Below are 22,642 nucleotides of genomic sequence, written 5' to 3'. Positions count from 1 at the left end.
GCCGCCCGCACAATCACCCCTGATGCGTGCGTAATCGTCGTGGCGACCCGCTGCGCCCGGCTCCGCCGCGCTTGCGATCGCCACTGGGTACGCTGGGAGTACCGCTGGAGGAAGATATGCGCTTGATCCTGAACGTCATCTGGCTGATCTTCGGCGGCCTCTGGTTGGCCGTCGGTTATCTGTTGGCGGCGCTTGTCTGCTTCCTGCTGATCATCACCATTCCCTTCGGCTTCGCGGCACTGCGCATCGCGTCGTACACGCTGTGGCCGTTCGGACGCACGATCGTCGAAAAACCGGGCGCCGGGACCGGCGCGCTGATAGGCAACGTGATCTGGGTGCTGTTGTTCGGCATCTGGCTCGCGATCGGGCATCTGGTGAGTGCGGTCGCGATGGCGGCCACGATCATCGGTATCCCGCTCGCATTGGCCAATCTGAAGTTGATCCCGGTGTCGCTTGTGCCGCTGGGCAAAGAAATTGTTCCCGTCGGTCCGCCGGCTCGAGCGGAAGCGGTGCGGGCATGACGGTGATCGCACTGGGCGTGCCGACGGTGCGCCGCCCCGCAGACAACCCGAGCGGCCCCGCGCCCGCCACCGGCCCGCTGGTCGACACCTACGGGCGGGCCGCGACCGACCTGCGGGTGTCGCTGACCGACCGCTGCAACCTGCGCTGCAACTACTGCATGCCGGCCGAAGGGCTCGACTGGCTACCCAGCGAGGACCTGCTGCGCGCCGACGAACTGACCCGGCTGCTGCGTATCGCCGTGACCAGGCTGGGCATCACCAGCGTGCGCTTCACGGGCGGCGAGCCGCTGCTGGCGCGCCATCTCGAAGAGGTGGTGGCCGCGGCCGCGGCGTTACGGCCCCGCCCGGAGATCTCGCTGACCACCAACGGCCTCGGCCTGGAGCGACGGGCGGCCGCCCTCGCGCAGGCTGGTCTGGACCGGGTCAACGTGTCGCTCGACACCGTCGACCGCGACCACTTCGCGGCGATCACCCGTCGCGACCGGCTTTCCGACGTACTGGCCGGCCTGGCCGCGGCCAAGGCGGCCGGCTTCGAGCCGGTCAAGGTGAACGCGGTCCTCGATCCGGTGACTGGCCGCAAGGACGTCGTCGAGCTGCTGCGGTTCTGCCTCGAACACGGTTACCAGTTGCGGGTGATCGAACAGATGCCGCTGGATGCCGGGCATCAATGGCGCCGGGGCGCCGCGCTGAGCGCCGACGACGTGCTGGCCGCGCTGCGCCCGCACTTCAGGCTGCGGCCCGACCCCGCGCCACGCGGCTCGGCGCCTGCCGAACTGTGGCTGGTCGACGCCGGCCCGGGTGGACCGTCGGGCAAGGTCGGGATCATCGCCTCGGTGTCGCACCCGTTCTGCGGGGACTGTGACCGCACCCGGCTGACCGCCGACGGCCAGATCCGCAGCTGCCTGTTCGCCACCGAGGAAACCGACCTGCGTGGGCTGCTGCGCGCGGGCGCCGACGATGACGCGATCGAGGCGGCGTGGCGTGCCGCGATGTGGGGCAAGCCGGCCGGGCACGGCATCAACGACCCCGACTTCATCCAGCCGGACCGCCCGATGAGCGCGATCGGCGGCTGACCCGTGACGCAGGTGCCCGACGAACTCACCGGGATTCAGGTGACCGTCCGCTATTTCGCCGCGGCGCGGGCCGCGGCCGGCACCGAGACCGAGACCGCCGCACTTAGGTCGGGCGCCACGGTTACCGAGCTGGTGGACACCCTCGCCGAACACAACGAGCGGCTTGCGACCGTGCTGAAGCGATGCTCGTACCTGTGCGACGGCGTTGCCGTGCGCGACGAGTCCGCCGTGCTGCAGGCAGGCCAGACGATCGACGTGCTCCCGCCCTTCGCCGGCGGCTGATGCGCGTGATTTGCGTCACATAACGGATTGATCACAGCCCGGCAACGGCCCGGTTGCGATGAGCTCTGACCTGTGCAAATCGAACGCTTTCCTGGCGTTTTTGTCGGGCGTCACATCCCAAAACGCTGTGTTCGCGCAGACGTGACTCAACCGCCCTCACCCGCTACCGTTCTCCGCGGGTTTGCCGAATCTTGTTGAGCGGCGGGCCTTCCCCGCTTGTAGCGCCGAGCTCCATCCAGCAGGCGGGGGCCGACGACAACCGTGGATGGAGGCGGGGGACCCAACCAGTCCGCCGTGATCGGACCGGGGCCGTCCGCGGCTCCTTGGGGTGAAGCCACCGCGGTGGCCGGGCAGCCCTCTCTTGTTGCATCCAGCCCGAACCCGACAGCTGACCTCGTAGGCGCATACAGAGAGGACATCACCGGCGTATGAGTGGACGGCATCGTAAGCCCACGACATCCAGCGTCAGCGTTGCCAAGATCGCCTTTACCGGGGCGGTGATCGGCGGCGGCGGTATCGCCCTCGCGGGCCACGCATCGGCGGCCACCGACGGCGAATGGGACCAGGTCGCTCGTTGCGAGTCGGGCGGCAACTGGTCGATCAACACCGGCAACGGGTATCAGGGCGGCCTGCAGTTCAACCGCGGCACCTGGGCCGCGCACGGCGGCGGCGAGTTCGCCCCGGCCGCCAACATGGCCACCCGGGAACAGCAGATCGCGATCGCCGAGCGCGTGCTGGCCACCCAGGGCCGCGGCGCGTGGCCGGTATGCGGTCACGCCCTGTCGGGCCCGACGCCGCGCACAGTCCTCGCCGATGCCGCGGCGCACCCGCCGGAGGACAACCCGGCTCCCGAGGCCGAGCCCGCCGCGCTCGACGCCCCGGCGCCGGAGGACGCCCCCGCGGTCGAGCTGGCTGCCGTCGACGAGACCGTTCCCGCCGACGAGCCGGCCGAGCCCGTCGTGTTCAACGCGCCCGCCCCGGTCGACGAGCCGGCGCCCGTTGCCGAGCCCGCCCCGCCAGCTGAGCCGGTCGTGTTCGACGAGGCACCCGCCGACGAGCCGGCGCCGGCCGAACCCGCCACCCTCGACGAGGCGCCACCCGCCGACGCTCCCGAGGGGGTTCACGAGGCCCGGGAGGTGGGAACCTGGACCTTCGTCAACGACGCACCGCTGGCCCCGGCTCCGAGCGACCCTGCGCCGGCGCTGCCGATCGATCCGGCCGCCGCCGGTTCGGCCGCACACGACCTGCAGGTGCCGTCGCAGTTCGCGCCGCTTCTCGACCAGGCGACCAACCTGCCCTCCAACGCCAACGGGCTGCCCGCCACGGCGCCGCAGAACATGGACCCCGGCTACCTCAAGGACTTGTGGCAGGCGATCCAGGCGCAGGGCATCAACGGCAACGACGCATTGGCCGCGCTGGCCCAGCAGCCGACCAACCCGGCGCCGTAACAGTCAGGCCGAGCCCACCCACTCGTCGGTTCCGTCGGCGAAGAACTGGTGCTTCCACACCGGTAGCCGCGCCTTGATGGTGTCCACCAGATGCGCGCAGGTCTCGAATGCTGCCCGACGATGGTCGGCGGCCACCGCCGCCACTAGCGCCGCCTCGCCGATCTGCAACACGCCCACGCGGTGACTGGCCGCGATGGCCCGCACCCCGCTGCACTGCTCGGCGACCTCGGCCAGCACCTCGCCCATCACCTGCTCGGCCGACGGGTGCGCGGAATACTCCAGCCGCAGCACCTCACGGGCGCCGTCGTGGTTGCGGATCATCCCGACGAACCCCACGATCGCGCCGGCGGCCGCATGGCTCACAAGCTCCTCGTGCTCGGCCAGCACAATCGGCTGCTCGGTCAGCGCGGCCCGCAGCACCTGGGTCATCAGTGGTCCCCGCCGGCCAGTTGATCCAGCGCGTGGTCGAGCACGTCGGCCAGCACCCCGAGGCCGTCGCGCACACCACCCGTCGACCCCGGCAAGTTGACCACCAGGGTGCGGCCGGCCACCCCGCACACACCGCGGGACAGCACCGACGTCGGCACCTTCGGCAGCCCCGAGCGGCGGATGGCGTCGGCCAGGCCGGGGATCTCGTAGTCGAGCACCGCCAACGTCTGGGCCGGGGTGTCGTCGCTCGGTGAGATGCCGGTGCCGCCGGAGGTGATGACGACGTCGACGCCGTCACCGACCGCGTCGCGCAGCGCCTGACCGACCGGGTCGCCGTCTGGCACCACCACCGGCTTGACCGGCGAAAAGCCGTGCTGCTCAAGCCATTCCGCGATGATCGGGCCACACCTGTCCTCGTACACACCGGCCGACGCCCGGGTCGAGGCGATGATGACGCGCGCAGACCGCCCGGCCATCACCGTGTCCAGGTCCCGGTTTTGCCGCCGTCCTTGCGCAGCACCCGGATGTCGTCGATGCGGGCCGCCGGATCCACCGCCTTGACCATGTCGTAGAGCGTCAGGCCGGCCACGCTGACGGCGGTCAGCGCCTCCATCTCCACTCCGGTGCGGTCGGTGCTGCGCACGGTCGCGGTGATGTCGACGGTCGACTCACCGACGGTGAAGTCGACGTCGACGCCGGTCAGCGCCAGCTGGTGGCAGAGCGGAACCAGGTCGCTGGTGCGTTTGGCGGCCAGAATGCCCGCAATCCGCGCGGTGGCCAGCGCGTCGCCCTTGGGCAGGCCGCCCGCCGAGATCAGCGACACCACCTGCGCCGACGTGTGGAACGTGCCCGCGGCGACGGCGGTGCGCTTGGTGGCTCCCTTGTCGGTGACGTCGACCATGTGCGCGGCTCCGCGCTCGTCGATATGCGAAAGCCGAGAAGACGGGGAGCCGGACATCTACCTGTTGACGACGGTGACCGGGTGGACGTAGGGCAGTTCGTCGGACGGCAGCGGGAACACCAGGTCGCCGAACGGGGACAGCGCACCCGTGCGATCGGTCGCCAGTTCGCTCACCGCATGGTCGTCGGGGTCGGTGGTCGGCCAGCCCGGGTCGACGTACCTGGTCTTCTTGTCAGCATTGTCAGCCACGACGTCCATTCTGACAGGTCGCCGATCAAGTAACCGGCCGAGTGGCCAGTTAACGCACGCGATCGCCTAAACGCCGCGCCATAACTGGCCACTCGGCGGTCAATTACGCTGGTCAGCAATGACAGAACACCCCCCGAGCATCCCGCTGGGGTCCTGGCTGGCCGACCTGCCCGACGAGCGGCTGGTGCGCCTGCTGGAACTGCGCCCGGATCTAGCCCAGCCGCCGCCCGGCAGTATCGCGGCCCTGGCTGCCCGGGCCCAGGCTCGCCAGTCGATCCGGGCCGCCACCGACGAGCTGGACTTCCTGCGGTTGGCGGTCATCGACGCCCTGCTGGTGCTGCACGCCGATGCCGCGCCGGTACCGGTCGCCAAGCTGGTCGCGCTGATCGGCGACCGCGCGCCCGACGGCGACGTCCTCGGCGCGCTCGACGACCTCAAGGAGCGCGCCCTGGTGTGGGGTGACACCGACGTCAGGGTGGCAGCCGATGCCGGTGCGGGGCTGCCCTGGTATCCCGGGCAAGCGATCCTCGAGGACGAGTCCCGCACCCACGACCAGCTCGTCACGCTGTTCGACGAACTCGACGACGACGCGCTCATGGTGCTGCAGAAGCTGTCGGACGGCTCACCGCTGGGGCGCACCCGCGACGCCGCGCCGGGCGCCCCGCCCGACCGCCCGGTGCCGCGGCTACTGGCCATGGGACTGCTGCGTCGGATCGACGCCGAGACGGTGATCCTGCCGCGCCAGGTCGGACACGTGCTGCGTGGCGAGGATCTCGGCCCTTCGCAGCTGACCGCACCCGATCCCGCCGTCACCAGCACAACGCCGGCGGATGCCGACGCGGCCGCCGCCGGAGCGGTCGTCGACCTGTTGCGCGAACTCGACGTGCTGCTGGAAACCCTCAGCGCCGCACCGGTTCCCGAGCTGCGCAGCGGCGGACTCGGGGTCCGCGAAGTCAAGCGGCTGGCCAAAATCACCGGCATCGACGAAGCCCGGCTGAGCCTGATCCTGGAACTTGCAGCGGCGGCCGGTCTGATCGCGGCCGGCATGCCCGAGCCACTGCCGGAGGACGGCGAGGGGCCGTACTGGGCGCCGACGGTGGCCGCCGACCGCTACGCCGAGGCGTCCACCGCCGAGCGCTGGCATTTGCTGGCCCGCACCTGGCTGGACCTGCCGCGGCGGCCGGGGCTGATCGGCACCCGTGGACCGGACGCCAAACCCTATGGTGCACTGTCGGATTCGGTGTATTCCACGGCCGCGCCGCTTGACCGCAGGCTCTTATTGGGGCTGCTGGCCGGACTTCCTCCAGGCACTGGTGTCGACGAGACGTCGGCGTCGGCCGCCCTGGTGTGGCGCAGGCCGAGGTGGGGCAAGCGGCTGCAGCCCGGGCCGGTCGCCGACCTGCTCGACGAGGCGCACTCCCTCGGTTTGGTCGGCCGTGGAGCGATCAGCACACCGGGTCGCGCGCTGCTGAACCACGACGACTCCGTCGTCGACGCGATGAACCGGGCGCTGCCCGAACCGATCGATCACTTCCTGGTACAGGCCGACCTGACCGTGGTGGTGCCGGGACCGCTGGAACGCCATCTGGCCGAGGAACTCGCCGCGGTCGCCACCGTCGAGTCCGCCGGCGCGGCAATGGTGTACCGAATCAGCGAAGCCTCGATCAGGCATGCACTCGACATCGGGAAAACCGCTGACGGTATCCGGGCGCTGTTTGAGAAGCACTCCAAAACGCCGGTGCCGCAATCACTTACCTACCTCATCGACGACGTGGCCCGTCGGCACGGGCAACTTCGGATCGGCATGGCCACCTCGTTCGTCCGCTGCGAAGACCCGGCCTTGCTGGCCCAGGCGGTGGCCGCGGCCGAGCAGCTCGGACTGCGAATCCTGGCGCCCACGGTGGCGATCTCCCAGGCACCGATCGCAGAGGTACTCGCGACGTTGCGCGACGCGGGGTTCGCGCCGGCTGCCGAGGACTCGACCGGCACCATCGTCGACATCCGGGCTCGCGGCGCGCGGGTGCCCGTACCTCAGCAACGCCGGACGCCCCGTCCGATCCCCCGCCCGAGTGCCGAGTCGCTGGCGGGGATCGTCGAGATGCTGCGCAAGGTGAGCGCCGCGCCGTTCGCCCACGTTCGCGTCGACCCGGCGGTCGCCATGTCGCTGCTGCAGCGCGCCGCCCAGCGCGACGAGACCGTGGTGATCGGCTACGTTGACGCCGCCGGGGTGGCGACCCAGCGGGTGGTGTCGCCGATCGCCGTGGTGGGCGGTCAGTTGGTGGCCTTCGATTCGACGTCCGGGCAGGCCCGCGACTTCGCCATCCATCGCATCACGTCCGTGTCGGCCGAGTCCGGATAATCGAGTCCATGCGTGCCGGCGACGATGCAGAGCGCAGCGATGAGGAGGAGCGGCGCTAGATGACTGACGGGCCGTTGATCGTGCAGTCCGACAAGACGGTGCTGCTCGAGGTGGACCACGAGCTGGCCGGCGCCGCCCGCGCGGCGATCGCGCCGTTTGCCGAGTTGGAACGCGCACCCGAGCACGTGCACACCTACCGGATCACGCCGCTGGCGTTGTGGAACGCCCGCGCCGCCGGCCACGACGCCGAGCAGGTGGTCGACGCGCTGGTCAGCTTTTCCCGCTACGCGGTGCCCCAGCCGCTGCTGGTCGACATCGTCGACACCATGGCCCGCTACGGTCGCCTGCAGCTGGTCAAGAACCCCGCGCACGGCCTCACCCTGGTCAGTTTCGACCGCGCGGTGCTCGAAGAAGTGTTGCGGCACAAGAAGCTCGCGCCCATGCTGGGTGCCCGTATCGACGACGACACCGTCGTGGTGCATCCGAGCGAACGGGGCCGGGTCAAGCAGATGCTGCTCAAGATCGGTTGGCCCGCCGAGGATCTCGCCGGCTATGTCGACGGCGAGGCGCATCCGATCAGTCTGCGCCAGAACGGCTGGCATCTGCGCGACTACCAGGAGATGGCCACCGAGTCATTCTGGTCCGGCGGCTCGGGCGTAGTGGTGCTGCCGTGCGGGGCCGGCAAGACGCTGGTCGGCGCCGCTGCGATGGCGAAAGCCAGTGCGACGACGCTGATTCTGGTCACCAACACCGTGGCGGGCCGGCAGTGGAAACGCGAACTGATCGCCCGCACCTCGCTGACCGAGGACGAGATCGGCGAATACTCCGGCGAGCGCAAGGAGATCCGGCCGGTCACCATCGCCACCTACCAGGTGATCACGCGGCGCACCAAGGGCGAGTACCGCCACCTCGAGCTCTTCGACAGCCGCGACTGGGGGCTGATCATCTACGACGAGGTGCATCTGCTTCCGGCGCCGGTGTTCCGGATGACCGCCGATCTGCAGTCGCGGCGGCGGCTGGGATTGACCGCCACCCTGATCCGCGAGGACGGCCGCGAGGGCGACGTGTTTTCTCTGATCGGCCCCAAACGCTACGACGCACCGTGGAAAGACATTGAGGCGCAAGGCTGGATCGCGCCGGCCGAATGCGTCGAGGTGCGCGTCACGCTGACCGACAGCGAACGGATGACGTACGCCACCGCCGAGCCCGACGAACGCTACCGGATCTGTTCGACGGCGCATTCGAAGATTGCAGTGGTGCGCTCGATCCTGAGCCGGCATCCCGGCGAACAGACGCTGGTGATCGGCGCCTACCTGGATCAACTGGAAGAGCTCGGCGAGGTCTTGAATGCGCCGGTGATCCAGGGCTCGACCAAGACCGCCGAACGCGAAGCACTCTTCGATGCGTTCCGCCGTGGCGAGGTGACCACGCTAGTGGTGTCCAAGGTGGCCAACTTCTCCATCGACCTGCCGGAAGCGTCTGTGGCCGTGCAGGTTTCGGGAACGTTCGGATCGCGCCAGGAGGAGGCGCAGCGGCTGGGCCGATTGCTGCGGCCCAAGGCCGACGGTGGCGGCGCCATCTTCTACTCGGTGGTGGCCCGCGACAGCCAGGACGCCGAGTACGCCGCACACCGGCAGCGCTTCCTGGCCGAGCAGGGCTACGGCTACGTCATCCGCGACGCGGATGACCTTCTGGGCCCGGCAATCTGAGCGCGAGCAGACGCAGAATCGCACCAGCGCAGCATGTTTCGTGCGATTGTGCGTCTGCTCGCCGTACAGCGCTACAGCGAGACGATGGTCGCCGACGCGGTGCCGGGCGCCCCGTACACCTGCGCCAAGCCGACGCGTGGGTTGCCGGGCACCTGACGCTCGCCCGCCTCGCCTCGCAACTGGCGCACCAGCTCGTGCATCTGCCGCAGGCCCGAGGCGCCGATGGGCTCACCGTTGGCGATCAGACCGCCATCGGTGTTGATCGGCATCGAGCCGTGGATCTCGGTGGCACCGTCGGCCAGCAATTTCTCCTGCTCACCGTCGGCACACAGACCCGTCTCGGCCATGTGGATGACCTCGTTGCCGGCGTCGGTGTCCTGTAGTTGTGCCACGTCGACGTCCTCAGGCCCAATACCCGCCGCCTCGTACGCCGCTTTGGACGCGTAAACCGTTGGGGAGACGTCCTCGTCGAGCGGCGCGAACGTGGCGTGCACCTCGTAGGCGCCGTAGCGGCGGGTGCGGATCTCGCAGGCTCGCACATATACCGGTTTGGCGGTGTACTTGTGCGCGATGTCGGCCCGGCACATCACTACCGCTGCTGCACCCTCGTCGGGCGCGCAGAACATGTACTGGGTCAGGGGGTAGTTGAGCACGGCCGAGTTGAGGATCTCTTCCTCGGAAAGTGGCTTGCGGCGGAACGCGTTTGGGTTCAGCGCGCCATTGCGAAAGTTCTTGGCGGCCACCTTGGCCAGCGTGGCCTGCGAGATGTTGTGGTCGTGCAGGTACTTGTTGGCCTTCATCCCGAAGAACTTGGTGGTGACGAACTGCCCGTTCTGCGCATACCACTGCGGCAGGGCCAGCTTGGCCGGGTCGTCGGTGAACGCGCCGCGCGGATGCTTGTCCAGCCCGATGGCAATGCCGATGTCGTACTTGCCCAACCGGATGGTGTCGGCGGTCTGCTGGATGGCGCTGGCCGCCGTGGCACAGGCGTTGAACACGTTGGTGAACGTGATGCCGGTCAGGCCCACCAGTCGCGTCACAGCGTCGGGGTTGGACACCTCATGGCTACCGCCGAACCCGAACTGGATGTCCTTCCACTCCACGCCGGCGTCGGTCAGCGCGGCTTGGATGGCCTCGGCGCCCATCTGCATCGCCGTCTTGTCGAACCTGCCGAACGGGTGCAGGCCCACGCCGATGATGGCCACATCGTTCATGTGCCGACTCCTATCGGCTCGAACGCGAACGTGACGACCTCGTTGCCCTCGTCGTCGGCGGTAAGCGGCACCATGGTCAACTCGACGTCCATGCCGAACTGCAGCTTGTCCGGGTCGTTCTCGGTCAGCCGGCCCTCGACCCGGATCACGTCTCCGAGTTGGACCAGGCCGACGCCGAACGGGACGAAATCCTTGCCCGTCGGGCCGGCGTAGGGAGGTCCGGGCGGGAAACCCTGCGTCGTCCAGGCCACCAGGGTTCCGCGCCGCGGCAGCAGCACCTCGGACATCTCGGCGCCGCTGCATCGCGGGCAACGCTGCTGAACCGGGAACGTGGTGGCGCCGCAGTCGCCGCACTTACTGCCGATCAGCTGCGGGTTGTCGTCGGGCCAGGTGGAGATCTCGGGCGCCAGTGCCTTCTGCATAACGGAACCGTACAACAGCATTCGGCAAAAACGGAAACCCCATTCTCCTAGTTGAGCGCGGGAATGATTTCCCGCTCGAACACCTCGATGCTCGAGCGGTCGTACGCGGCTTCGGGAAAGTAGCAGATGACGTACTGGCAGCCGAGCTCGCGCAAACGCTCCAGCCGCTCGATCACCTGCTCGGTGGTGCCGGTCGCCGATTCCGGGCCGCTGGTGCCGGCGATCATCGAATCCGCCGCGGCCTCGGGCACGTAGCCGACCATCCGGTCGCGGATCCGCTGTAGGCGCTCGTCGACCTCGGCCTGCGAGCCGCCGAGCACGGCATTGACGTTGACCGAGCGCACGATCGCGTCGAAGTCGGTGCCCATGTCGCGGCAATGCTGGGCGAGCACGTCGGACTTGTGGGCGAATGCTTCGGGCTCGGGCGTGAAATTGGTGTACTGCGCGTACTTGGCGGCGATCCGCAGCGTCACCTTCTCCCCTCCGCCGGCGATCCAGAGCGGAATACCGTTGTCCTGCAGCGGTTTCGGAGAGACAATCGCGCCGTCGGCCTGGTAGTGCTCACCGGTGAAGCTGACCTTGCCGTCGCGCCAGGCGTCGCGCATGATCTGCACGCCCTCGTCGAGGCGGCCCAGCCGTACCTTCGCCGACGGGAAACCGTAACCGTAAGCGCGCCATTCATGTTCGTACCAGCCGCCGCCGATGCCCATCTGGATGCGGCCACCGGAGATGACGTCGGCGGTGGCGGCCACCTTGGCCAGGTACACCGGATTGCGGTAGCTCATCGCCGTGCACATCTGGCCGAGCTTGATCCGCGACGTCGTCGCCGCGTAGGCCGACATCAGCGACCAGGCCTCGTGGGTGGCTTCACCGGTCGGCATCGGCACGGTGTGGAAATGGTCGTAGACCCACAACGAATCCCATGCGCCGCCGTCGGCATACGAGGCCAGATCGCGCATCACCGCCCAGTGCTTCTCGGGTTCGATCCCGACGAGGTCCAGCCGCCAGCCCTGTGGAATGAAAAGTCCGAAGCGCATGGCAGGGACTGTAGCGCTGTGTCAGATACCCAACGCAGCGAGCGCACCTTGCACCGACGCGGCGCGCAGCCTGTCGGCAGGAGCATCCGGGAACTGCAGACAGCAGTCCTGCAGGCCACCGAAGGCGATCACTGCCCGGGTAGCCTGCGCCAGCGTCGGTTTCGGCCCGAACACCAGCCTGCCCAGCCGCTCGCGCCAGGCCAGCACCTTCTCTACCAGGCCGAGGTCTTCCAGTATCGCGAATTCCGCCAGCACCACCACCAGATCCCGTCGACGCCGGTAATGGAAATCGAAGTAACCCTCGAGCAGCTCCCGTACATCGACCCGGCGCCGTGCCTCGTGTTCGGCGACGAACTGCTCGCCGTCGTCGATCAACGGCTGCACGATGCTGCGGACCAACTCCTCCCGTGACGAGAAGTGGTAGTACAACGCGGGTTTGGTGATCCCCAACCGGTCGGCGATGTCCTGCAGGCTGGTGCGCTGCACACCCTGCTGCGCGAACAGCTCGCGAGCGACATCTTGGATGCGCTCGCGGGTGTCGGAGCGGGGCCTGGTCACTTGGCCAAGTTTACCTTGACTTAACGGTAGGTAAGCCGCATTATGAGCTTACCTATCGTTAAGTAAGGAGGTGCGCCATGCGGGTTTTGATCTCGGGAGCGAGCATCGCCGGGCCGGTGCTGGCGTTCTGGCTCGACCGGTACGGGTTCGACGTGACCGTCGTCGAGCGTGCGCCGACTTTGCGCAAGACCGGTGGCCACGCCGTCGACCTGTTCCGGCCGGCCATGGAGATCTCGGCGAAGATGGGCGTGCTGCCCCGCATCGAGGAGCGCGCCACCGAGACCACGCGACTGAGCATCTACCGCGGCGGCGCCGGTCGGCCGATCCGCGTCGACCTCACCAAGATCTACCGCGCCGCCTCCGACCGGCATGTCGAGATCATGCGCGACGACCTCAGCGAAATCTATTACGACGCAGCCGACGTCGAGTATCTGTTCGGCGACTCGATCACGGCCATCTCTGCCGACGGCGAGGTGACGTTCGAGCACGCGGCTCCCCGCCGCTTCGACGTCGTGATCGGCGCCGACGGCCTGCATTCCAATGTCCGGCGGTTGGTCTTCGGCGACGAGGCCGGCCACACCCGGTTCCTCAGGGGTTACCTGGCGGTGGCGTCGGCGCCGAAAGCTCTTGCGCCCGATGGCGAGATGGTCGGTCAGGTCGAGATCGGCCGCATCGCGGGAGTCTACAGCGCTCAGCATTTGGACGACGCCCGGGTGCTGTTCATGTTCCACAGCCCCGAGCTGGCCTACCACCATCGAGATGTCCAGCGGCAGAAGGAATTGCTGCACGGCGCGTTCGCCGGAATACACCCGCGGGTGGACGGCTGGCTCGACCAGCTCGACACCACGCCGGCGTTCTACTTCGACTCGATCACCCAGCTGCAGATCGACAGCTGGTCGCGGGGGCGCGTCAGTCTGGTCGGCGACGCCGGCTACTGCCCCGGGCCGGCGGTCGGCGGCAGCACCAGCCTCGCGGTGATCGGCGCCTACGTGTTGGCCGGAGAACTGGCCCGCGCGGACGGCGACTACCAAGCGGCGTTCGCGGCCTACGAACAGCGGATGCGCGAGCCGGTGCGCCGCAGCCGCGCTTTCGCGCGCGGCGCGGCCAAGACCGTCGTACCCGGTTCGGCCGCCGCGCTGTGGGCGGTGACGCGTGGCGCACAACTCGTGTCCGCGCTGCCGACTCCGGTCAGCCGTGCCGTCGCCAAGCTCAACACCAAGGGTGTGCGCATGCACGACTCGATACCGGTGCCCGACTACTGCGCCGGCGTCTGGCAGCATTGACGGATGCAGCTTTCCGGTATCGGGATATGGAGCAGTCAGCTTCGCTACGGCGATCCGACCGAATCCGCCGAAGCCGCAGCCGAATTGGAGGAACTCGGCTTCGATGCGCTGTGGATTCCCGACGTAGGCGGGCCGGTTTTCGACGCGGTCGAACGCCTGCTGGCCGCCACCAAACGGACGGTGATCGCCACCGGCATCCTCAACCTCTGGATGCACGAGCCGGTTGACGTCGCGGCCTCGTACGCGCAGTTGACCGCCGCGCACGGTGAGCGCTTCCTGCTGGGAATCGGTGTCAGCCACGCCCCACTGATCGGGTCGGATAGATACCGCAAGCCGCTGGCGGCAACGGCGGCGTTCTTGGATGGGCTCGACGCGGCTGAACAACCCGTGCCTGCCGAAAATCGGGTGCTGGCCGCACTGGGCCCGAAGATGCTGGCGCTGGCGGCAAGCCGCGCCCGCGGAGCTCATCCCTATCTCGTCACGCCCGAGCACACCGCCACCGCCCGCTCGGTATTGGGCGACGGTCCGTTGCTGCTGCCCGAGCAGACCGTGATCCTCACCGAGGATGCCGAGCAGGCCCGTGCCGTCGGCACCGAGTGGCTGCGCTCGTATTTGGCGTTGCCCAACTACGCCAACAACCTGTTGCGCAGCGGATTTTCCTCCGATGACGTGGCGCATGCCAGCGATCGGCTCATCGACGCGATCATCGCCTGGGGCGACGAGGAGGCCATCATGCACAGGGTCGACGAGCATCGCTCGGCCGGCGCCGACCATGTCTGCCTGCAGGTGTTACTGCCCGACCCGCAGGACTTCCCCCGGGAGCAGTGGCGCCGAATCGCCGCCGCCCGCGAAGCCTGACCGCGGCGTCTCAGGTGGTCGGAATCAGTTCTGCAACGTCGTTGTGGAGCTGAGCCAACCCCTGGTCGAACGTGACCAGTCGACCGTTGCGTGTCCGCGCCAGCTGTGCCAGATAAGCATCGGTGACTTGCCGACGACCGACAACACCGGTGAGCTTGACATCGGCGAATGAGACAGTGTCGGACCAGAATTCGTGCCGCCGATTCGCCGCGATCGCATCGATTACTTGTTTCACCGCGCTCACGGTTTGGCCTTGCCGGACAAGCAGCCTTACCAAGCTGCCTTGCGTCATCGGGCTTGTCGCAAATCCTCCGCTCGTTGACGACAGCCAATCCTCAGCCGGTTCGTGGTGGACGTGATCTGAAACCACCAGCGCGATCAGAACATTGGCATCGAGCAGTGCCGTCATTCGTCGTCCTCTAGGGACCGGACATCCTCCGACGTGACGACAGTGCCGAGACTGATAATCGGCAAACCCGTCTTGGCGCTGCGAGACACCTTGGTGGATGGGCCATGACCCAAGCCACGGCGCATGAGATCGGCGATCGTCTCGCTAAGAGTGCGATGTGTATCGCGTGCGATGGACTGCACCTGTTTGTGCAAGTCCGCGGGAAGGTCGACCGTCGTACGCATCACCACATCATATCATCACTGCACCTTGATGCGCCTAGTCATAGGCCGCCGCTAACCTCGTGCATATGCCCCTGTCGAAGGATGAACGCGAAGAGTTCCTTGCCCAACCACACATCGCGGCCTTGTCGGTGTACGCCGGCGGCAGCCGCGGGCCGTTGACCGTCCCGATCTGGTACCAGTACACGCCCGGCGGCGAGCCGTGGGTGCTGACCGGGGCCGGGTCACGCAAGACGCGACTCATCGAAGCGGCCGGCTACTTCTCTTTGATGGTCGAACGTCTGGAGCCGACGGTGCGGTATGTCGCGGTCGACGGGCCGGTCAGCCGAATCGAGCCCGGCACCGACGACCAGCTCGTCGAAATGACCCGCCGCTACATGCCTCCGGAAAAGGTGGAGCCCTACCTCGAATACGCGCGCAACGAACTGGGCGAGAGCGTCGCGATCTATCTACAGCCGCAACACTGGCTTTCCGCCGACCTGGGAGGATTGTGACATGGCTTCTCGGCACGCACTATTCAGGGTTTTCTACGGACTCGGATTCACTCCGTGGGATGGTCATCCGATCGTCACGTTGCTGCGCGAATTGGTCGAAGGGCCGGATGCGCTGCCGCCCGGATCGGCGCTCGACGTCGGTTGCGGCACAGGCGATTCGTCGATCTATCTGGCCCAGCACGGATGGCGGGTGACCGGCGTCGACTTCGTCCCGAAAGCGCTCGACAAGGCGCGCGCCAAGGCCAGCGCCGCTGGCGCCACAGTCAACTTCGTGCACGCCGACGTCACGCATTTGAGCCAGGCCGGGGTCGGCGGCGACTTTCAGCTGATCGTGGACAACGGCTGCCTGCACGGCATGAGCCATCACGACCGAGACCTCTACGTCCGCGAGATCACCGCCGCCGCGGCGCCGGGCGCCCGGCTGTCGATCGTCGCCTTCAAGCCCGGCGGGCCGGTCGGACCGGCAGGCATCGACCAGGCGGAGATCGAGCGCCGGTTCACTCCCGCATGGACGCTGCTGTCGGCGGCGGACGAACCGCGGTGGACGCCGCAGGGCGGGTTGGCGGGCCGGTTCGCGGCCCGCTTCGAGCCGCGTGCCTACGTTTTGCAGCGGCAGGGCTGACGCCGCCGCGACACTTGATCAGTCGCGACGACACGCCGAGAAGCGTCGCAACGACTTAAGTCTCGGCGCGGACCTTAGGTGAGCGACGCCGGTGGCAGGAACCGGTCGCCGTACTTGGCGGCCAGCTCGCGGGCGCGGGCGACAAAGGCTTGCTGACCCCTGCCGTGCGCACCCTCATAACCGACAACGAACTGCGCGGTGCCACCGGTCCACGGCGGGAAGCCGATCCCCATGATCGAGCCGATGTTGGCGTCGGCGGTCGACGTCAGCACACCCTCGTCGAGGCACTTCTGAGTTTCCAGCGCCTCGGCGAACAGCATCCGGTCGATCATATCCTGAAGCGGCGGCTGCGACGAACCGGAGTTGAACGTCTCACGCAGACCCGGCCACAGGCCAACCCGCTTGCCGTCGGCGTACTCGTAGAAACCCTTGCCGGACAACCGGCTTGGCCGGCCCAGCTCGATCATCTTTTCGACGACGGCTTCCGCCGGGTGCGGCTCGTAGGTGCCGCCGGCATCCTCGACACCCTTGCGGGTGGCGACGGCGATCTTGTGCATCAGCTCCATGTTGAGCTCGTCGGAGAGCTGCAGCGGCGGCGCCGGGTAGCCGGCCTGCGAACCCGCGTGCTCAATCGAGGCAGGCTCCACGCCCTCGCCGAGCATCGCCAGCGCCTCGTTGACGAACGTGCCGATCACGCGCGAGGTGAAGAAGCCGCGGCTGTCGTTGACCACGATCGGCGTCTTGCCGATGGCCAGGGTGTAGTCGAACACCCGGGCCAGCGCCTCGTCAGATGTCTTCTCCCCCTTGATGATCTCGACCAGCGGCATCTTGTCGACCGGCGAGAAGAAGTGGATCCCGATGAAGTCCTCCTGCCGCTTGACGCCGGTCGCCAGACCGGTGATCGGCAGCGTCGATGTGTTGGAGCCGAGCAGCGCGTTGGGCTCGACGATGTCCTCGATCTCCTGGAACACCTTGTGCTTGAGCTCCTGGTTCTCGAACACGGCCTCGATCACGAAGTCCACGCCGGCCAGGTCGGCGGCGTCGCCGGTCGGCTTGATCCGGTCCAGCAGCGCCTTGGACTTCTCCGGTGTGGTGCGGCCACGCTCCAGCGCCTTGGCTTCCAGCTTTTCGGAGTAGCCCTTGCCCTTCTGCGCTGCCTCGAGACTGACATCCTTGAGCACCACGTCGAATCCGGCCTTGGCCGACACGTAAGCGATGCCTGCGCCCATCATTCCGGCGCCCAGCACGCCGATCTTCTTGATCGGCGTCTTGCCGATGCCGTCGGGCCGTGAGCCGCCGGAGTTGATGTGCTGCAGGTCGAAGAAGAACGCCTGGATCATGTTCTTGGCCACCTGAGACGTGACCAGCGAAGCGAAATAACGGCTTTCGATGCGGGTGGCGGTGTCGAAGTCGACCTGCGCGCCCTCGACTGCTGCGGCCAGGATGGCCCGCGGCGCGGGCATCGGCGCGCCCTTGAGCTGCTTGCGCAGGTTCGACGGGAACGACGGCAGGATCGCCGCCAGCGACGGCGAGCTCGGGGTGCCGCCGGGCATCTTGTAGCCCTTGGCATCCCACGGCTGCACATGTGCGTCCGGGTTGGCCTTGATCCACTCCTTAGCCCTCGGTACCAGCTCCTCGACCGTCGGCAACACCTCGTCGACCAGCCCGATCTCCTTGGCCTTGGCCGGCTTGAACCGGGTGCCCTGCGCCAGGATGTTGACGAAAGCGTTCTGGATACCGAACATCCGCACGGTGCGGGTCACCCCGCCGCCGCCGGGCAGCAGACCCAGCGTCACCTCGGGCAGACCGATCTGGCTGCCCTTGACGTCGGCGGCAATGCGGTGATGACAGGCCAGCGCGATCTCCAGGCCGCCGCCCAGCGCCGCGCCGTTGATGGCGGCGACGACGGGCTTGCCGAACGTCTCCAGGGTGCGCAGATCCTTCTTGACCCGCTCGACGGTGTCGAAGAACTGCCCCGCGTCCTCGGGACGCGCCTGGACCATCGCGGTCAGGTCACCGCCGGCGAAGAAGGTCTTCTTGCCGCTGGTGATCACCACACCGGTGATCGAATCCTTCTCGGCGACAAGGCGTTCCACCGCCTTGCCCATCGACTCGATGTAGGCCTCGTTCATTACGTTGGCCGACCCCGACGGGTCGTCCATGGTCAGCGTGACAATGCCGTCGGCGTCCTTGTCCCACTGAATCGTGTTGTCTGCCATTACTGTTCGAAACCCTCTCAAACTCGTTCAATGATGGTCGCGACGCCCATGCCGCCGCCGATACACAAGGTGACCAGTGCGCGTCGCGCCCCCCGTCGCTCCAGTTCGTCGACCATGGTGCCGAGGATCATCGCCCCGGTGGCGCCCAGCGGGTGGCCCATCGCGATCGCGCCGCCGTTGACGTTCAGCTTCTCGTCGGGAATGTTCAGGTCTTTCTGGAACTTCAGCACCACCGACGCGAACGCCTCGTTGAGCTCGAACAGGTCGATGTCGTCGACGGTCAGCCCGGCCCGGTCGAGCACCTTGCGGGTGGCCGGGGTGGGGCCGGTCAGCATGATCGTCGGCTCGGCGCCGCTGGTGGCGGTGGCCACGATGCGCGCCCGGGGCGTCATATTGGCGGCCTTTCCTGCGCTTTCACTACCGACCAGCACCAGCGCGGCGCCGTCGACAATGCCGGAGCTGTTGCCGCCGGTGTGGACGTGGTTGATCTTTTCCACCCAGTGGTACTTCTGCAGCGCCACGTCGTCGAAACCGCCCAGTGCCGCAACGCCTTCGAACGCCGGCTTCAGCTTGGCCAGGCCCTCCATCGTGGTGTCGGGCCGCATGTGCTCGTCGTGGTCGAGGATCAGCAGACCGTTCTGGTCGCGGACCGGCACCACCGACTTGGCGAAGTAGCCGCCGGACCACGCCGCGGCGGCCTTTTCCTGACTGCGCAGCGCGTAGGCGTCGACGTCTTCCCGCGAGAACCCCTCGATGGTGGCGATCAGGTCAGCGCCAATACCTTGCGGAACGAAGCCCAAGTCGTAGTTGGTGGCCGGGTCCAGCGCCCACGCGCCGCCGTCGGAACCCATCGGCACGCGGCTCATCGACTCCACGCCGCCGGCCAGCACCAGGTCGTCCCAGCCGGAGCGCACCTTTTGGGCGGCGGTGTTCACCGCTTCCAGGCCGGACGCGCAGAACCGGTTGAGCTGCACGCCGCCGGTGGTGTCGGGCAGGCCAGCGGCCAGCACCGCGGTGCGGGCGATGTCACCCCCCTGGTCGCCCACCGGCGACACCACGCCGAGGATGACGTCGCTGATCAGGTTCTCGTCGAGGTCGGGGAAGCGCTTGCGCAGCTCGTCGATCAGGCCGACGACCAGGTTCAGCGGCTTGACCTCGTGCAACGACCCGTTCTTCTGCTTGCCGCGCGGAGTGCGGATGGCCTCGTAGACGAAGGCTTCTTCGGACATGGCTGATTCCTCTTCCAAGGGTCGGATCCGTCTGCCGTCACCCTAACAGCAGGCCCGATCAACCTGTTGGTTGGGAGGCCGTCAGCGCCGAGCGTGAAGTTGAGTTCACGCTCGACGCTGAGCGTGAAGCTATGTTCACGCTCGGCGCTTTAAGCTCGACACTCATGACGGTGTCGCGACTGCGGCCCTACGCGACGACGGTGTTCGCCGAGATGTCGGCGCTGGCCGCGCGCATCGGCGCGGTCAACCTCGGGCAGGGCTTCCCCGACGAGGACGGCCCGCCGGGAATGCTGAAGGCCGCCCAGGACGCCATCGCCGACGGGTTCAACCAGTACCCGCCGGGCATCGGTGTCCCCGAGCTGCGCCACGCGATCGCCGCCCACCGGCAGCGGCACTTCGGTGTCGACTACGACCCCGACACCGAGGTGCTGGTGACGGTCGGGGCCACCGAGGCCATCGCCGCCGCGGTGCTCGGACTGGTCGAACCCGGCGACGAGGTCATCTTGATCCAGCCCTTCTACGACTCCTACTCGCCGGTGGTGGCGATGGCCGGCGCGCAGCGGGTCGTGGTGCCGCTGGTGCCCGACGGCCGCGGTTTCGCTCTGGACGCCGACGCGCTGCGGCGTGCGGTGACGCCGCGGACCAGCGCGCTGATCGTCAACTCACCGCACAATCCGACCGGCATGGTGCTGAGCGCACAAGAACTCAAGGCCATCGCCGAAATCGCTGTCGAGGCAGATTTACTGGTCATCACCGACGAGGTCTACGAGCACCTCGTCTTCGACCAGCACCGGCATCTTCCGCTGGCCGCCTCCGACGGCATGGCCGAGCGCACGATCACCATCTCCAGTGCCGCCAAGATGTTCAATTGCACCGGCTGGAAGATCGGTTGGGCTTGCGGCCCAAGCGAACTCATCGCCGGGCTGCGGTCGGCCAAACAGTACCTGAGCTATGTGGGCGGCGCGCCGTTTCAGCCGGCGGTGGCGCACGCACTCGACACCGAAGACGACTGGGTGGCGGCGCTGCGGGCGTCGCTGCAATCCAGAAGAGACCGCCTTGCCAACGGCCTGGCGGAGATCGGCTTCGAGGTCCACGACAGTGCGGGCACCTACTTCTTGTGCGCCGATCCGCGACCGTTGGGCTACGACGACAGCACGGCGTTCTGCGCCGCGCTGCCCGAGCGCGCGGGGGTGGCGGCGATCCCGATGTCGGCCTTCTGCGACCCGGCGGTCGGCGGACCGTGGAATCACTTGGTGCGGTTCACCTTTGCCAAGCGCGACGACACGCTCGACGAAGCCATCCGCCGCCTGGCGGTGCTGCGATCGCCTTAGCCGCCCGTCACCCGCTTGCGCAGGCCCTCTGTCGCGGTGCCCAACACGATGTTGCTGGCCCGCTTGACGAGGAACTCCGGAACCGGCCCCGACGGTTCGACCGTAATGGCGAAGCGCACCCGCGTCTTGTCGACGCCTTCTCGTTGCAGCGTGTACTCGACGTGCTGGCCGCGCTGCTGGAACGTCGCTTCGGCATCCCAGACCACCCAGTCGGGGCCCCAGTGGTATTCGAGAATTTCCTTGTCGACCAGCCCGAAAATCTTGATGGTGGCCCGGACATGGTGGGGCCGGCCGTCTTCGTAGCGGTCGAGCACCTCGACGCGCTTGTGCACCGGCGACCACGACGTCAACGTGCTGATATCGGCCAGCGCCTCCATCACCACCTCCGGCGGTGCGTCGATGACGATTTCGCGTGACGCTTGGACGGCCACGTCGGCACCTACCCCCGCCGATCCGAACCGACGACGCCCGTGACGCGCCGGCGCAGTCCTTCGGTCGCGGCGTTGAGAATCTTCTTGCGGGCCCGGTTGACGAGAAACTCGGGCAGCGGCGCCGACGGTTCCAGCGTGATGTCGAAGCGCACCCGCGTCTTGTCGAGCCCTTCGCGCCGCAGCGTGTACTCGGCATGCTGGCCGTGCTGATGAACGGTCTTCTCGGCGTCCCACACCAGCCAGTCCGGGCCCCAGTGATATTCGAGCACTTCCTTGTCGACGATGCCGACCACTTTGACGGTGACCTTCACGTGGTGCGGCCGGCCGTCGGGATAGATGTCGATGACTTCGGCGCGCTTGTGCACCGATGACCAGGACGGCACCGAGCCAATGTCGGCTAGCGCCTCCATGATTGCTTCCGGCGGCGCGTCGATGACAATTTCCCGCGATGCTCGTACGGCCACTATTCCCAACGTAGCCCCGCGGCCGGATGCAGAGGGCAGATCCGCGATTACCAGCCGATTTTGTCCAACGGTGTGGTGCCCGCCGGCGGCGCCCCGACGGCTCCGGCGGCGGTGCGGGGCCGGTACCGGACCGCTCCCGTTCGTAGAGCGCGGCGACGATGCCCAGCGGCACGAACATCGACCCGCCGCCGAAGTCGGCGACCAGGTTCAGCGGCGGCATCGGCGGCCCGTCGCGGTAGCCGAGCGCCGACAGCGCCCCGGTCTGCGACAGCTAGTTGATGTCATGGCCGGCCGTGGCGGCCCGCGGGCCGTCCTGACCCCGTCCGGTGATCCGCGCGAAGATCAGCCGCGGATTGACCGCCGCGCACTCGTCGGGACCGATGCCGCCGAGTTCGACGACCCGCACCCCGGCCAGAGGGCCGGTCACTTGCCTTTCTTCACGCTGAGCACCCGTTTGCGCAATCCCTCGGTGGAGGTGTCCATCACTCCTTTGATGGTGCGTTTGAGCAGGAAGCCCGGCAGCGGAACCATCGGGTCGATCGTGATGTCGAACTTCACCCGGGTCTTGTCCCCTTCCGGGATCAACGTGTACGTGGCGTCCTGCGCGCGCTGCTGGCCGGCGCTGACCAGCGTCCAGCTGACGGTGTTGTCGCCCCACGTGTAGGCCACCACCTGCTCGTCGGTGATGCCGGCCGCTTTGACTTTCATCTTCGCCACGCTGGGCCGCCCGTCGTCGCCCCGCTCGACCACCTCGGAGCTCTGGTGCGACGACGACCATTCGGTCAGCGACTCGAGATCTGCGATGACGTCCAGGATCTCTTCGGGGGTTGCTTCGATGACTACTTCGCGGGATTCCTTGATGGCCATGGTCCGCACGAT

General features: G+C 67.8%; 26 protein-coding genes, 1 pseudogene and 1 riboswitch. Of the genes and pseudogenes, 11 read left to right on the top strand and 16 right to left on the bottom strand.

Features of this window, described 5'->3' with window-relative positions; genetic code table 11:
• Positions 1 to 116: 116 nt before the first annotated feature.
• The 4 genes from AWB95_RS13735 (at position 117) to AWB95_RS13720 (ending at position 3,324) form a co-directional block, all read left to right on the top strand.
• Positions 117 to 521, top strand: a complete 405-nt coding sequence (locus tag AWB95_RS13735) for a YccF domain-containing protein (protein ID WP_062538893.1) — start codon at positions 117 to 119, stop codon at positions 519 to 521.
• Complete coding sequence (gene moaA / locus AWB95_RS13730; RefSeq protein ID WP_085168322.1) at positions 518 to 1,594, top strand: GTP 3',8-cyclase MoaA; 1,077 nt, start codon at positions 518 to 520, stop codon at positions 1,592 to 1,594. Before AWB95_RS13735 ends, moaA begins: the two co-directional genes overlap by 4 nt.
• 3 nt (positions 1,595 to 1,597) lie before the next feature.
• Positions 1,598 to 1,876: a MoaD/ThiS family protein gene (locus AWB95_RS13725; protein ID WP_062541792.1), complete on the top strand. Its 279-nt coding sequence runs from the start codon at positions 1,598 to 1,600 to the stop codon at positions 1,874 to 1,876.
• Between the two features lie 237 nt (positions 1,877 to 2,113).
• Positions 2,114 to 2,295, top strand: a riboswitch (cyclic di-AMP (ydaO/yuaA leader).
• Positions 2,296 to 2,304: 9 nt separating this feature from the next.
• A complete protein-coding gene (locus AWB95_RS13720) occupies positions 2,305 to 3,324 on the top strand; it encodes a transglycosylase family protein (protein ID WP_085168321.1) in 1,020 nt (339 codons plus the stop codon).
• Positions 3,325 to 3,327: 3 nt separating this feature from the next.
• Here AWB95_RS13720 and AWB95_RS13715 read toward each other — a convergent pair whose 3' ends face one another.
• Genes AWB95_RS13715 through AWB95_RS13700 form a run of 4 tightly spaced genes read right to left on the bottom strand, consistent with a single transcriptional unit; the run spans position 3,328 to position 4,912 of the window.
• The gene (locus tag AWB95_RS13715) at positions 3,328 to 3,753 is read right to left on the bottom strand and encodes a molybdenum cofactor biosynthesis protein MoaE (RefSeq protein WP_062540699.1); all 426 of its coding nucleotides are present in this window, start codon (positions 3,751 to 3,753) and stop codon (positions 3,328 to 3,330) included.
• Positions 3,753 to 4,229, bottom strand: a complete 477-nt coding sequence (locus AWB95_RS13710) for a MogA/MoaB family molybdenum cofactor biosynthesis protein (RefSeq protein ID WP_062540700.1) — start codon at positions 4,227 to 4,229, stop codon at positions 3,753 to 3,755. The genes AWB95_RS13715 and AWB95_RS13710 overlap by 1 nt, the downstream gene beginning before the upstream one ends.
• Complete coding sequence (gene moaC / locus AWB95_RS13705) at positions 4,229 to 4,711, bottom strand: cyclic pyranopterin monophosphate synthase MoaC (RefSeq protein ID WP_084707192.1); 483 nt, start codon at positions 4,709 to 4,711, stop codon at positions 4,229 to 4,231. The genes AWB95_RS13710 and moaC overlap by 1 nt, the downstream gene beginning before the upstream one ends.
• Complete coding sequence (locus AWB95_RS13700) at positions 4,712 to 4,912, bottom strand: hypothetical protein (protein WP_062540702.1); 201 nt, start codon at positions 4,910 to 4,912, stop codon at positions 4,712 to 4,714.
• Positions 4,913 to 5,021: 109 nt separating this feature from the next.
• Here AWB95_RS13700 and AWB95_RS13695 point away from each other — a divergent pair, with 109 nt between their 5' ends.
• Together AWB95_RS13695 and AWB95_RS13690 are read left to right on the top strand one after the other, a co-directional pair.
• The gene (locus tag AWB95_RS13695; protein ID WP_085168320.1) at positions 5,022 to 7,262 is read left to right on the top strand and encodes a helicase-associated domain-containing protein; all 2,241 of its coding nucleotides are present in this window, start codon (positions 5,022 to 5,024) and stop codon (positions 7,260 to 7,262) included.
• 59 nt (positions 7,263 to 7,321) lie between these two features.
• The gene (locus tag AWB95_RS13690) at positions 7,322 to 8,971 is read left to right on the top strand and encodes a DNA repair helicase XPB (protein WP_062541552.1); all 1,650 of its coding nucleotides are present in this window, start codon (positions 7,322 to 7,324) and stop codon (positions 8,969 to 8,971) included.
• Positions 8,972 to 9,042: 71 nt separating this feature from the next.
• Here AWB95_RS13690 and AWB95_RS13685 read toward each other — a convergent pair whose 3' ends face one another.
• From AWB95_RS13685 to AWB95_RS13670, 4 genes are read right to left on the bottom strand one after another with little or no spacing between them, the layout of a single operon-like run.
• Positions 9,043 to 10,185, bottom strand: coding sequence for a thiolase family protein (locus tag AWB95_RS13685; RefSeq protein ID WP_062541553.1), 1,143 nt, complete (start codon positions 10,183 to 10,185; stop codon positions 9,043 to 9,045).
• Positions 10,182 to 10,607 carry a Zn-ribbon domain-containing OB-fold protein gene (locus tag AWB95_RS13680; RefSeq protein ID WP_062541556.1) on the bottom strand — a complete coding sequence of 142 codons (426 nt, stop codon included), beginning with the start codon at positions 10,605 to 10,607 and terminating at the stop codon, positions 10,182 to 10,184. The genes AWB95_RS13685 and AWB95_RS13680 overlap by 4 nt, the downstream gene beginning before the upstream one ends.
• Positions 10,608 to 10,654: 47 nt before the next feature.
• Positions 10,655 to 11,644, bottom strand: coding sequence for an LLM class F420-dependent oxidoreductase (locus tag AWB95_RS13675; RefSeq protein ID WP_062541554.1), 990 nt, complete (start codon positions 11,642 to 11,644; stop codon positions 10,655 to 10,657).
• A 21-nt stretch (positions 11,645 to 11,665) separates the two neighbouring features.
• Positions 11,666 to 12,202 (bottom strand): TetR/AcrR family transcriptional regulator, encoded by a 537-nt coding sequence (locus tag AWB95_RS13670; protein ID WP_062541555.1) that lies wholly within the window; start codon positions 12,200 to 12,202, stop codon positions 11,666 to 11,668.
• 77 nt (positions 12,203 to 12,279) lie between these two features.
• Here AWB95_RS13670 and AWB95_RS13665 point away from each other — a divergent pair, with 77 nt between their 5' ends.
• The gene (locus AWB95_RS13665) at positions 12,280 to 13,485 is read left to right on the top strand and encodes an FAD-dependent monooxygenase (protein WP_085168319.1); all 1,206 of its coding nucleotides are present in this window, start codon (positions 12,280 to 12,282) and stop codon (positions 13,483 to 13,485) included.
• Between the two features lie 3 nt (positions 13,486 to 13,488).
• The gene (locus tag AWB95_RS13660; RefSeq protein WP_062538563.1) at positions 13,489 to 14,343 is read left to right on the top strand and encodes an LLM class F420-dependent oxidoreductase; all 855 of its coding nucleotides are present in this window, start codon (positions 13,489 to 13,491) and stop codon (positions 14,341 to 14,343) included.
• Between the two features lie 10 nt (positions 14,344 to 14,353).
• Here AWB95_RS13660 and AWB95_RS13655 read toward each other — a convergent pair whose 3' ends face one another.
• Positions 14,354 to 14,752 carry a TA system VapC family ribonuclease toxin gene (locus AWB95_RS13655; protein WP_062538564.1) on the bottom strand — a complete coding sequence of 133 codons (399 nt, stop codon included), beginning with the start codon at positions 14,750 to 14,752 and terminating at the stop codon, positions 14,354 to 14,356.
• Complete coding sequence (locus AWB95_RS24035; RefSeq protein WP_062538584.1) at positions 14,749 to 14,976, bottom strand: hypothetical protein; 228 nt, start codon at positions 14,974 to 14,976, stop codon at positions 14,749 to 14,751. Before AWB95_RS24035 ends, AWB95_RS13655 begins: the two co-directional genes overlap by 4 nt.
• Positions 14,977 to 15,041: 65 nt before the next feature.
• Between AWB95_RS24035 and AWB95_RS13645 the strand changes: the two genes are divergently transcribed.
• Entirely contained in the window at positions 15,042 to 15,467 is a 426-nt protein-coding gene (locus tag AWB95_RS13645) for a pyridoxamine 5'-phosphate oxidase family protein (RefSeq protein ID WP_062538565.1), read from the top strand.
• 1 nt (position 15,468) lies between these two features.
• Positions 15,469 to 16,089, top strand: coding sequence for a class I SAM-dependent methyltransferase (locus tag AWB95_RS13640; protein WP_062538566.1), 621 nt, complete (start codon positions 15,469 to 15,471; stop codon positions 16,087 to 16,089).
• A gap of 74 nt (positions 16,090 to 16,163) precedes the next feature.
• On the opposite strand, the gene AWB95_RS13635 is transcribed toward AWB95_RS13640, so the two are convergent.
• Together AWB95_RS13635 and AWB95_RS13630 are read right to left on the bottom strand one after the other, a co-directional pair.
• Positions 16,164 to 18,308, bottom strand: coding sequence for a 3-hydroxyacyl-CoA dehydrogenase NAD-binding domain-containing protein (locus tag AWB95_RS13635; protein ID WP_062538567.1), 2,145 nt, complete (start codon positions 18,306 to 18,308; stop codon positions 16,164 to 16,166).
• A 17-nt stretch (positions 18,309 to 18,325) separates the two neighbouring features.
• On the bottom strand, positions 18,326 to 19,537 hold the full coding sequence (locus AWB95_RS13630) for an acetyl-CoA C-acetyltransferase (protein ID WP_062538568.1): 1,212 nt from the start codon (positions 19,535 to 19,537) through the stop codon (positions 18,326 to 18,328).
• A gap of 164 nt (positions 19,538 to 19,701) precedes the next feature.
• Between AWB95_RS13630 and AWB95_RS13625 the strand changes: the two genes are divergently transcribed.
• Positions 19,702 to 20,868 (top strand): pyridoxal phosphate-dependent aminotransferase, encoded by a 1,167-nt coding sequence (locus AWB95_RS13625; protein ID WP_062538569.1) that lies wholly within the window; start codon positions 19,702 to 19,704, stop codon positions 20,866 to 20,868.
• On the opposite strand, the gene AWB95_RS13620 is transcribed toward AWB95_RS13625, so the two are convergent.
• From AWB95_RS13620 to AWB95_RS13605, 4 genes and pseudogenes are all read right to left on the bottom strand, one after another.
• Positions 20,865 to 21,299 (bottom strand): SRPBCC family protein, encoded by a 435-nt coding sequence (locus tag AWB95_RS13620; protein WP_062538570.1) that lies wholly within the window; start codon positions 21,297 to 21,299, stop codon positions 20,865 to 20,867. The genes AWB95_RS13625 and AWB95_RS13620 overlap by 4 nt on opposite strands.
• 8 nt (positions 21,300 to 21,307) lie before the next feature.
• Positions 21,308 to 21,763, bottom strand: coding sequence for an SRPBCC family protein (locus AWB95_RS13615; protein ID WP_084706917.1), 456 nt, complete (start codon positions 21,761 to 21,763; stop codon positions 21,308 to 21,310).
• A gap of 118 nt (positions 21,764 to 21,881) precedes the next feature.
• Positions 21,882 to 22,148: pseudogene (locus tag AWB95_RS13610) on the bottom strand (CoA transferase); the annotation flags it as partial.
• A 38-nt stretch (positions 22,149 to 22,186) separates the two neighbouring features.
• A complete protein-coding gene (locus AWB95_RS13605; protein WP_062538572.1) occupies positions 22,187 to 22,630 on the bottom strand; it encodes an SRPBCC family protein in 444 nt (147 codons plus the stop codon).
• Positions 22,631 to 22,642: the final 12 nt, after the last annotated feature.

Source organism: Mycobacterium celatum (genome assembly GCF_002101595.1).
GTDB classification, from domain to species: Bacteria; Actinomycetota; Actinomycetes; order Mycobacteriales; family Mycobacteriaceae; genus Mycobacterium; species Mycobacterium celatum.
The sequence above is the reverse complement of the archived record's forward strand: the minus strand, read 5'-3'. Positions and strand labels throughout refer to the sequence as shown.

Bases quoted from the DNA above. Each gene is read 5' to 3' on its own strand.
- AWB95_RS13735 (WP_062538893.1), top strand. From the start codon at position 117: ATGCGCTTGATCCTGAACGTCATCTGGCTGATCTTCGGCGGCCTCTGG.
- moaA (WP_085168322.1), top strand. From the start codon at position 518: ATGACGGTGATCGCACTGGGCGTGCCGACGGTGCGCCGCCCCGCAGAC.
- AWB95_RS13720 (WP_085168321.1), top strand. From the start codon at position 2,305: ATGAGTGGACGGCATCGTAAGCCCACGACATCCAGCGTCAGCGTTGCC.
- AWB95_RS13715 (WP_062540699.1), bottom strand. From the start codon at position 3,753: ATGACCCAGGTGCTGCGGGCCGCGCTGACCGAGCAGCCGATTGTGCTG.
- AWB95_RS13710 (WP_062540700.1), bottom strand. From the start codon at position 4,229: ATGGCCGGGCGGTCTGCGCGCGTCATCATCGCCTCGACCCGGGCGTCG.
- moaC (WP_084707192.1), bottom strand. From the start codon at position 4,711: ATGTCCGGCTCCCCGTCTTCTCGGCTTTCGCATATCGACGAGCGCGGA.
- AWB95_RS13700 (WP_062540702.1), bottom strand. From the start codon at position 4,912: ATGGACGTCGTGGCTGACAATGCTGACAAGAAGACCAGGTACGTCGAC.
- AWB95_RS13695 (WP_085168320.1), top strand. From the start codon at position 5,022: ATGACAGAACACCCCCCGAGCATCCCGCTGGGGTCCTGGCTGGCCGAC.
- AWB95_RS13690 (WP_062541552.1), top strand. From the start codon at position 7,322: ATGACTGACGGGCCGTTGATCGTGCAGTCCGACAAGACGGTGCTGCTC.
- AWB95_RS13685 (WP_062541553.1), bottom strand. From the start codon at position 10,185: ATGAACGATGTGGCCATCATCGGCGTGGGCCTGCACCCGTTCGGCAGG.
- AWB95_RS13680 (WP_062541556.1), bottom strand. From the start codon at position 10,607: ATGCAGAAGGCACTGGCGCCCGAGATCTCCACCTGGCCCGACGACAAC.
- AWB95_RS13675 (WP_062541554.1), bottom strand. From the start codon at position 11,644: ATGCGCTTCGGACTTTTCATTCCACAGGGCTGGCGGCTGGACCTCGTC.
- AWB95_RS13665 (WP_085168319.1), top strand. From the start codon at position 12,280: ATGCGGGTTTTGATCTCGGGAGCGAGCATCGCCGGGCCGGTGCTGGCG.
- AWB95_RS13660 (WP_062538563.1), top strand. From the start codon at position 13,489: ATGCAGCTTTCCGGTATCGGGATATGGAGCAGTCAGCTTCGCTACGGC.
- AWB95_RS13655 (WP_062538564.1), bottom strand. From the start codon at position 14,752: ATGACGGCACTGCTCGATGCCAATGTTCTGATCGCGCTGGTGGTTTCA.
- AWB95_RS24035 (WP_062538584.1), bottom strand. From the start codon at position 14,976: ATGCGTACGACGGTCGACCTTCCCGCGGACTTGCACAAACAGGTGCAG.
- AWB95_RS13645 (WP_062538565.1), top strand. From the start codon at position 15,042: ATGCCCCTGTCGAAGGATGAACGCGAAGAGTTCCTTGCCCAACCACAC.
- AWB95_RS13640 (WP_062538566.1), top strand. From the start codon at position 15,469: ATGGCTTCTCGGCACGCACTATTCAGGGTTTTCTACGGACTCGGATTC.
- AWB95_RS13635 (WP_062538567.1), bottom strand. From the start codon at position 18,308: ATGGCAGACAACACGATTCAGTGGGACAAGGACGCCGACGGCATTGTC.
- AWB95_RS13630 (WP_062538568.1), bottom strand. From the start codon at position 19,537: ATGTCCGAAGAAGCCTTCGTCTACGAGGCCATCCGCACTCCGCGCGGC.
- AWB95_RS13625 (WP_062538569.1), top strand. From the start codon at position 19,702: ATGACGGTGTCGCGACTGCGGCCCTACGCGACGACGGTGTTCGCCGAG.
- AWB95_RS13605 (WP_062538572.1), bottom strand. From the start codon at position 22,630: ATGGCCATCAAGGAATCCCGCGAAGTAGTCATCGAAGCAACCCCCGAA.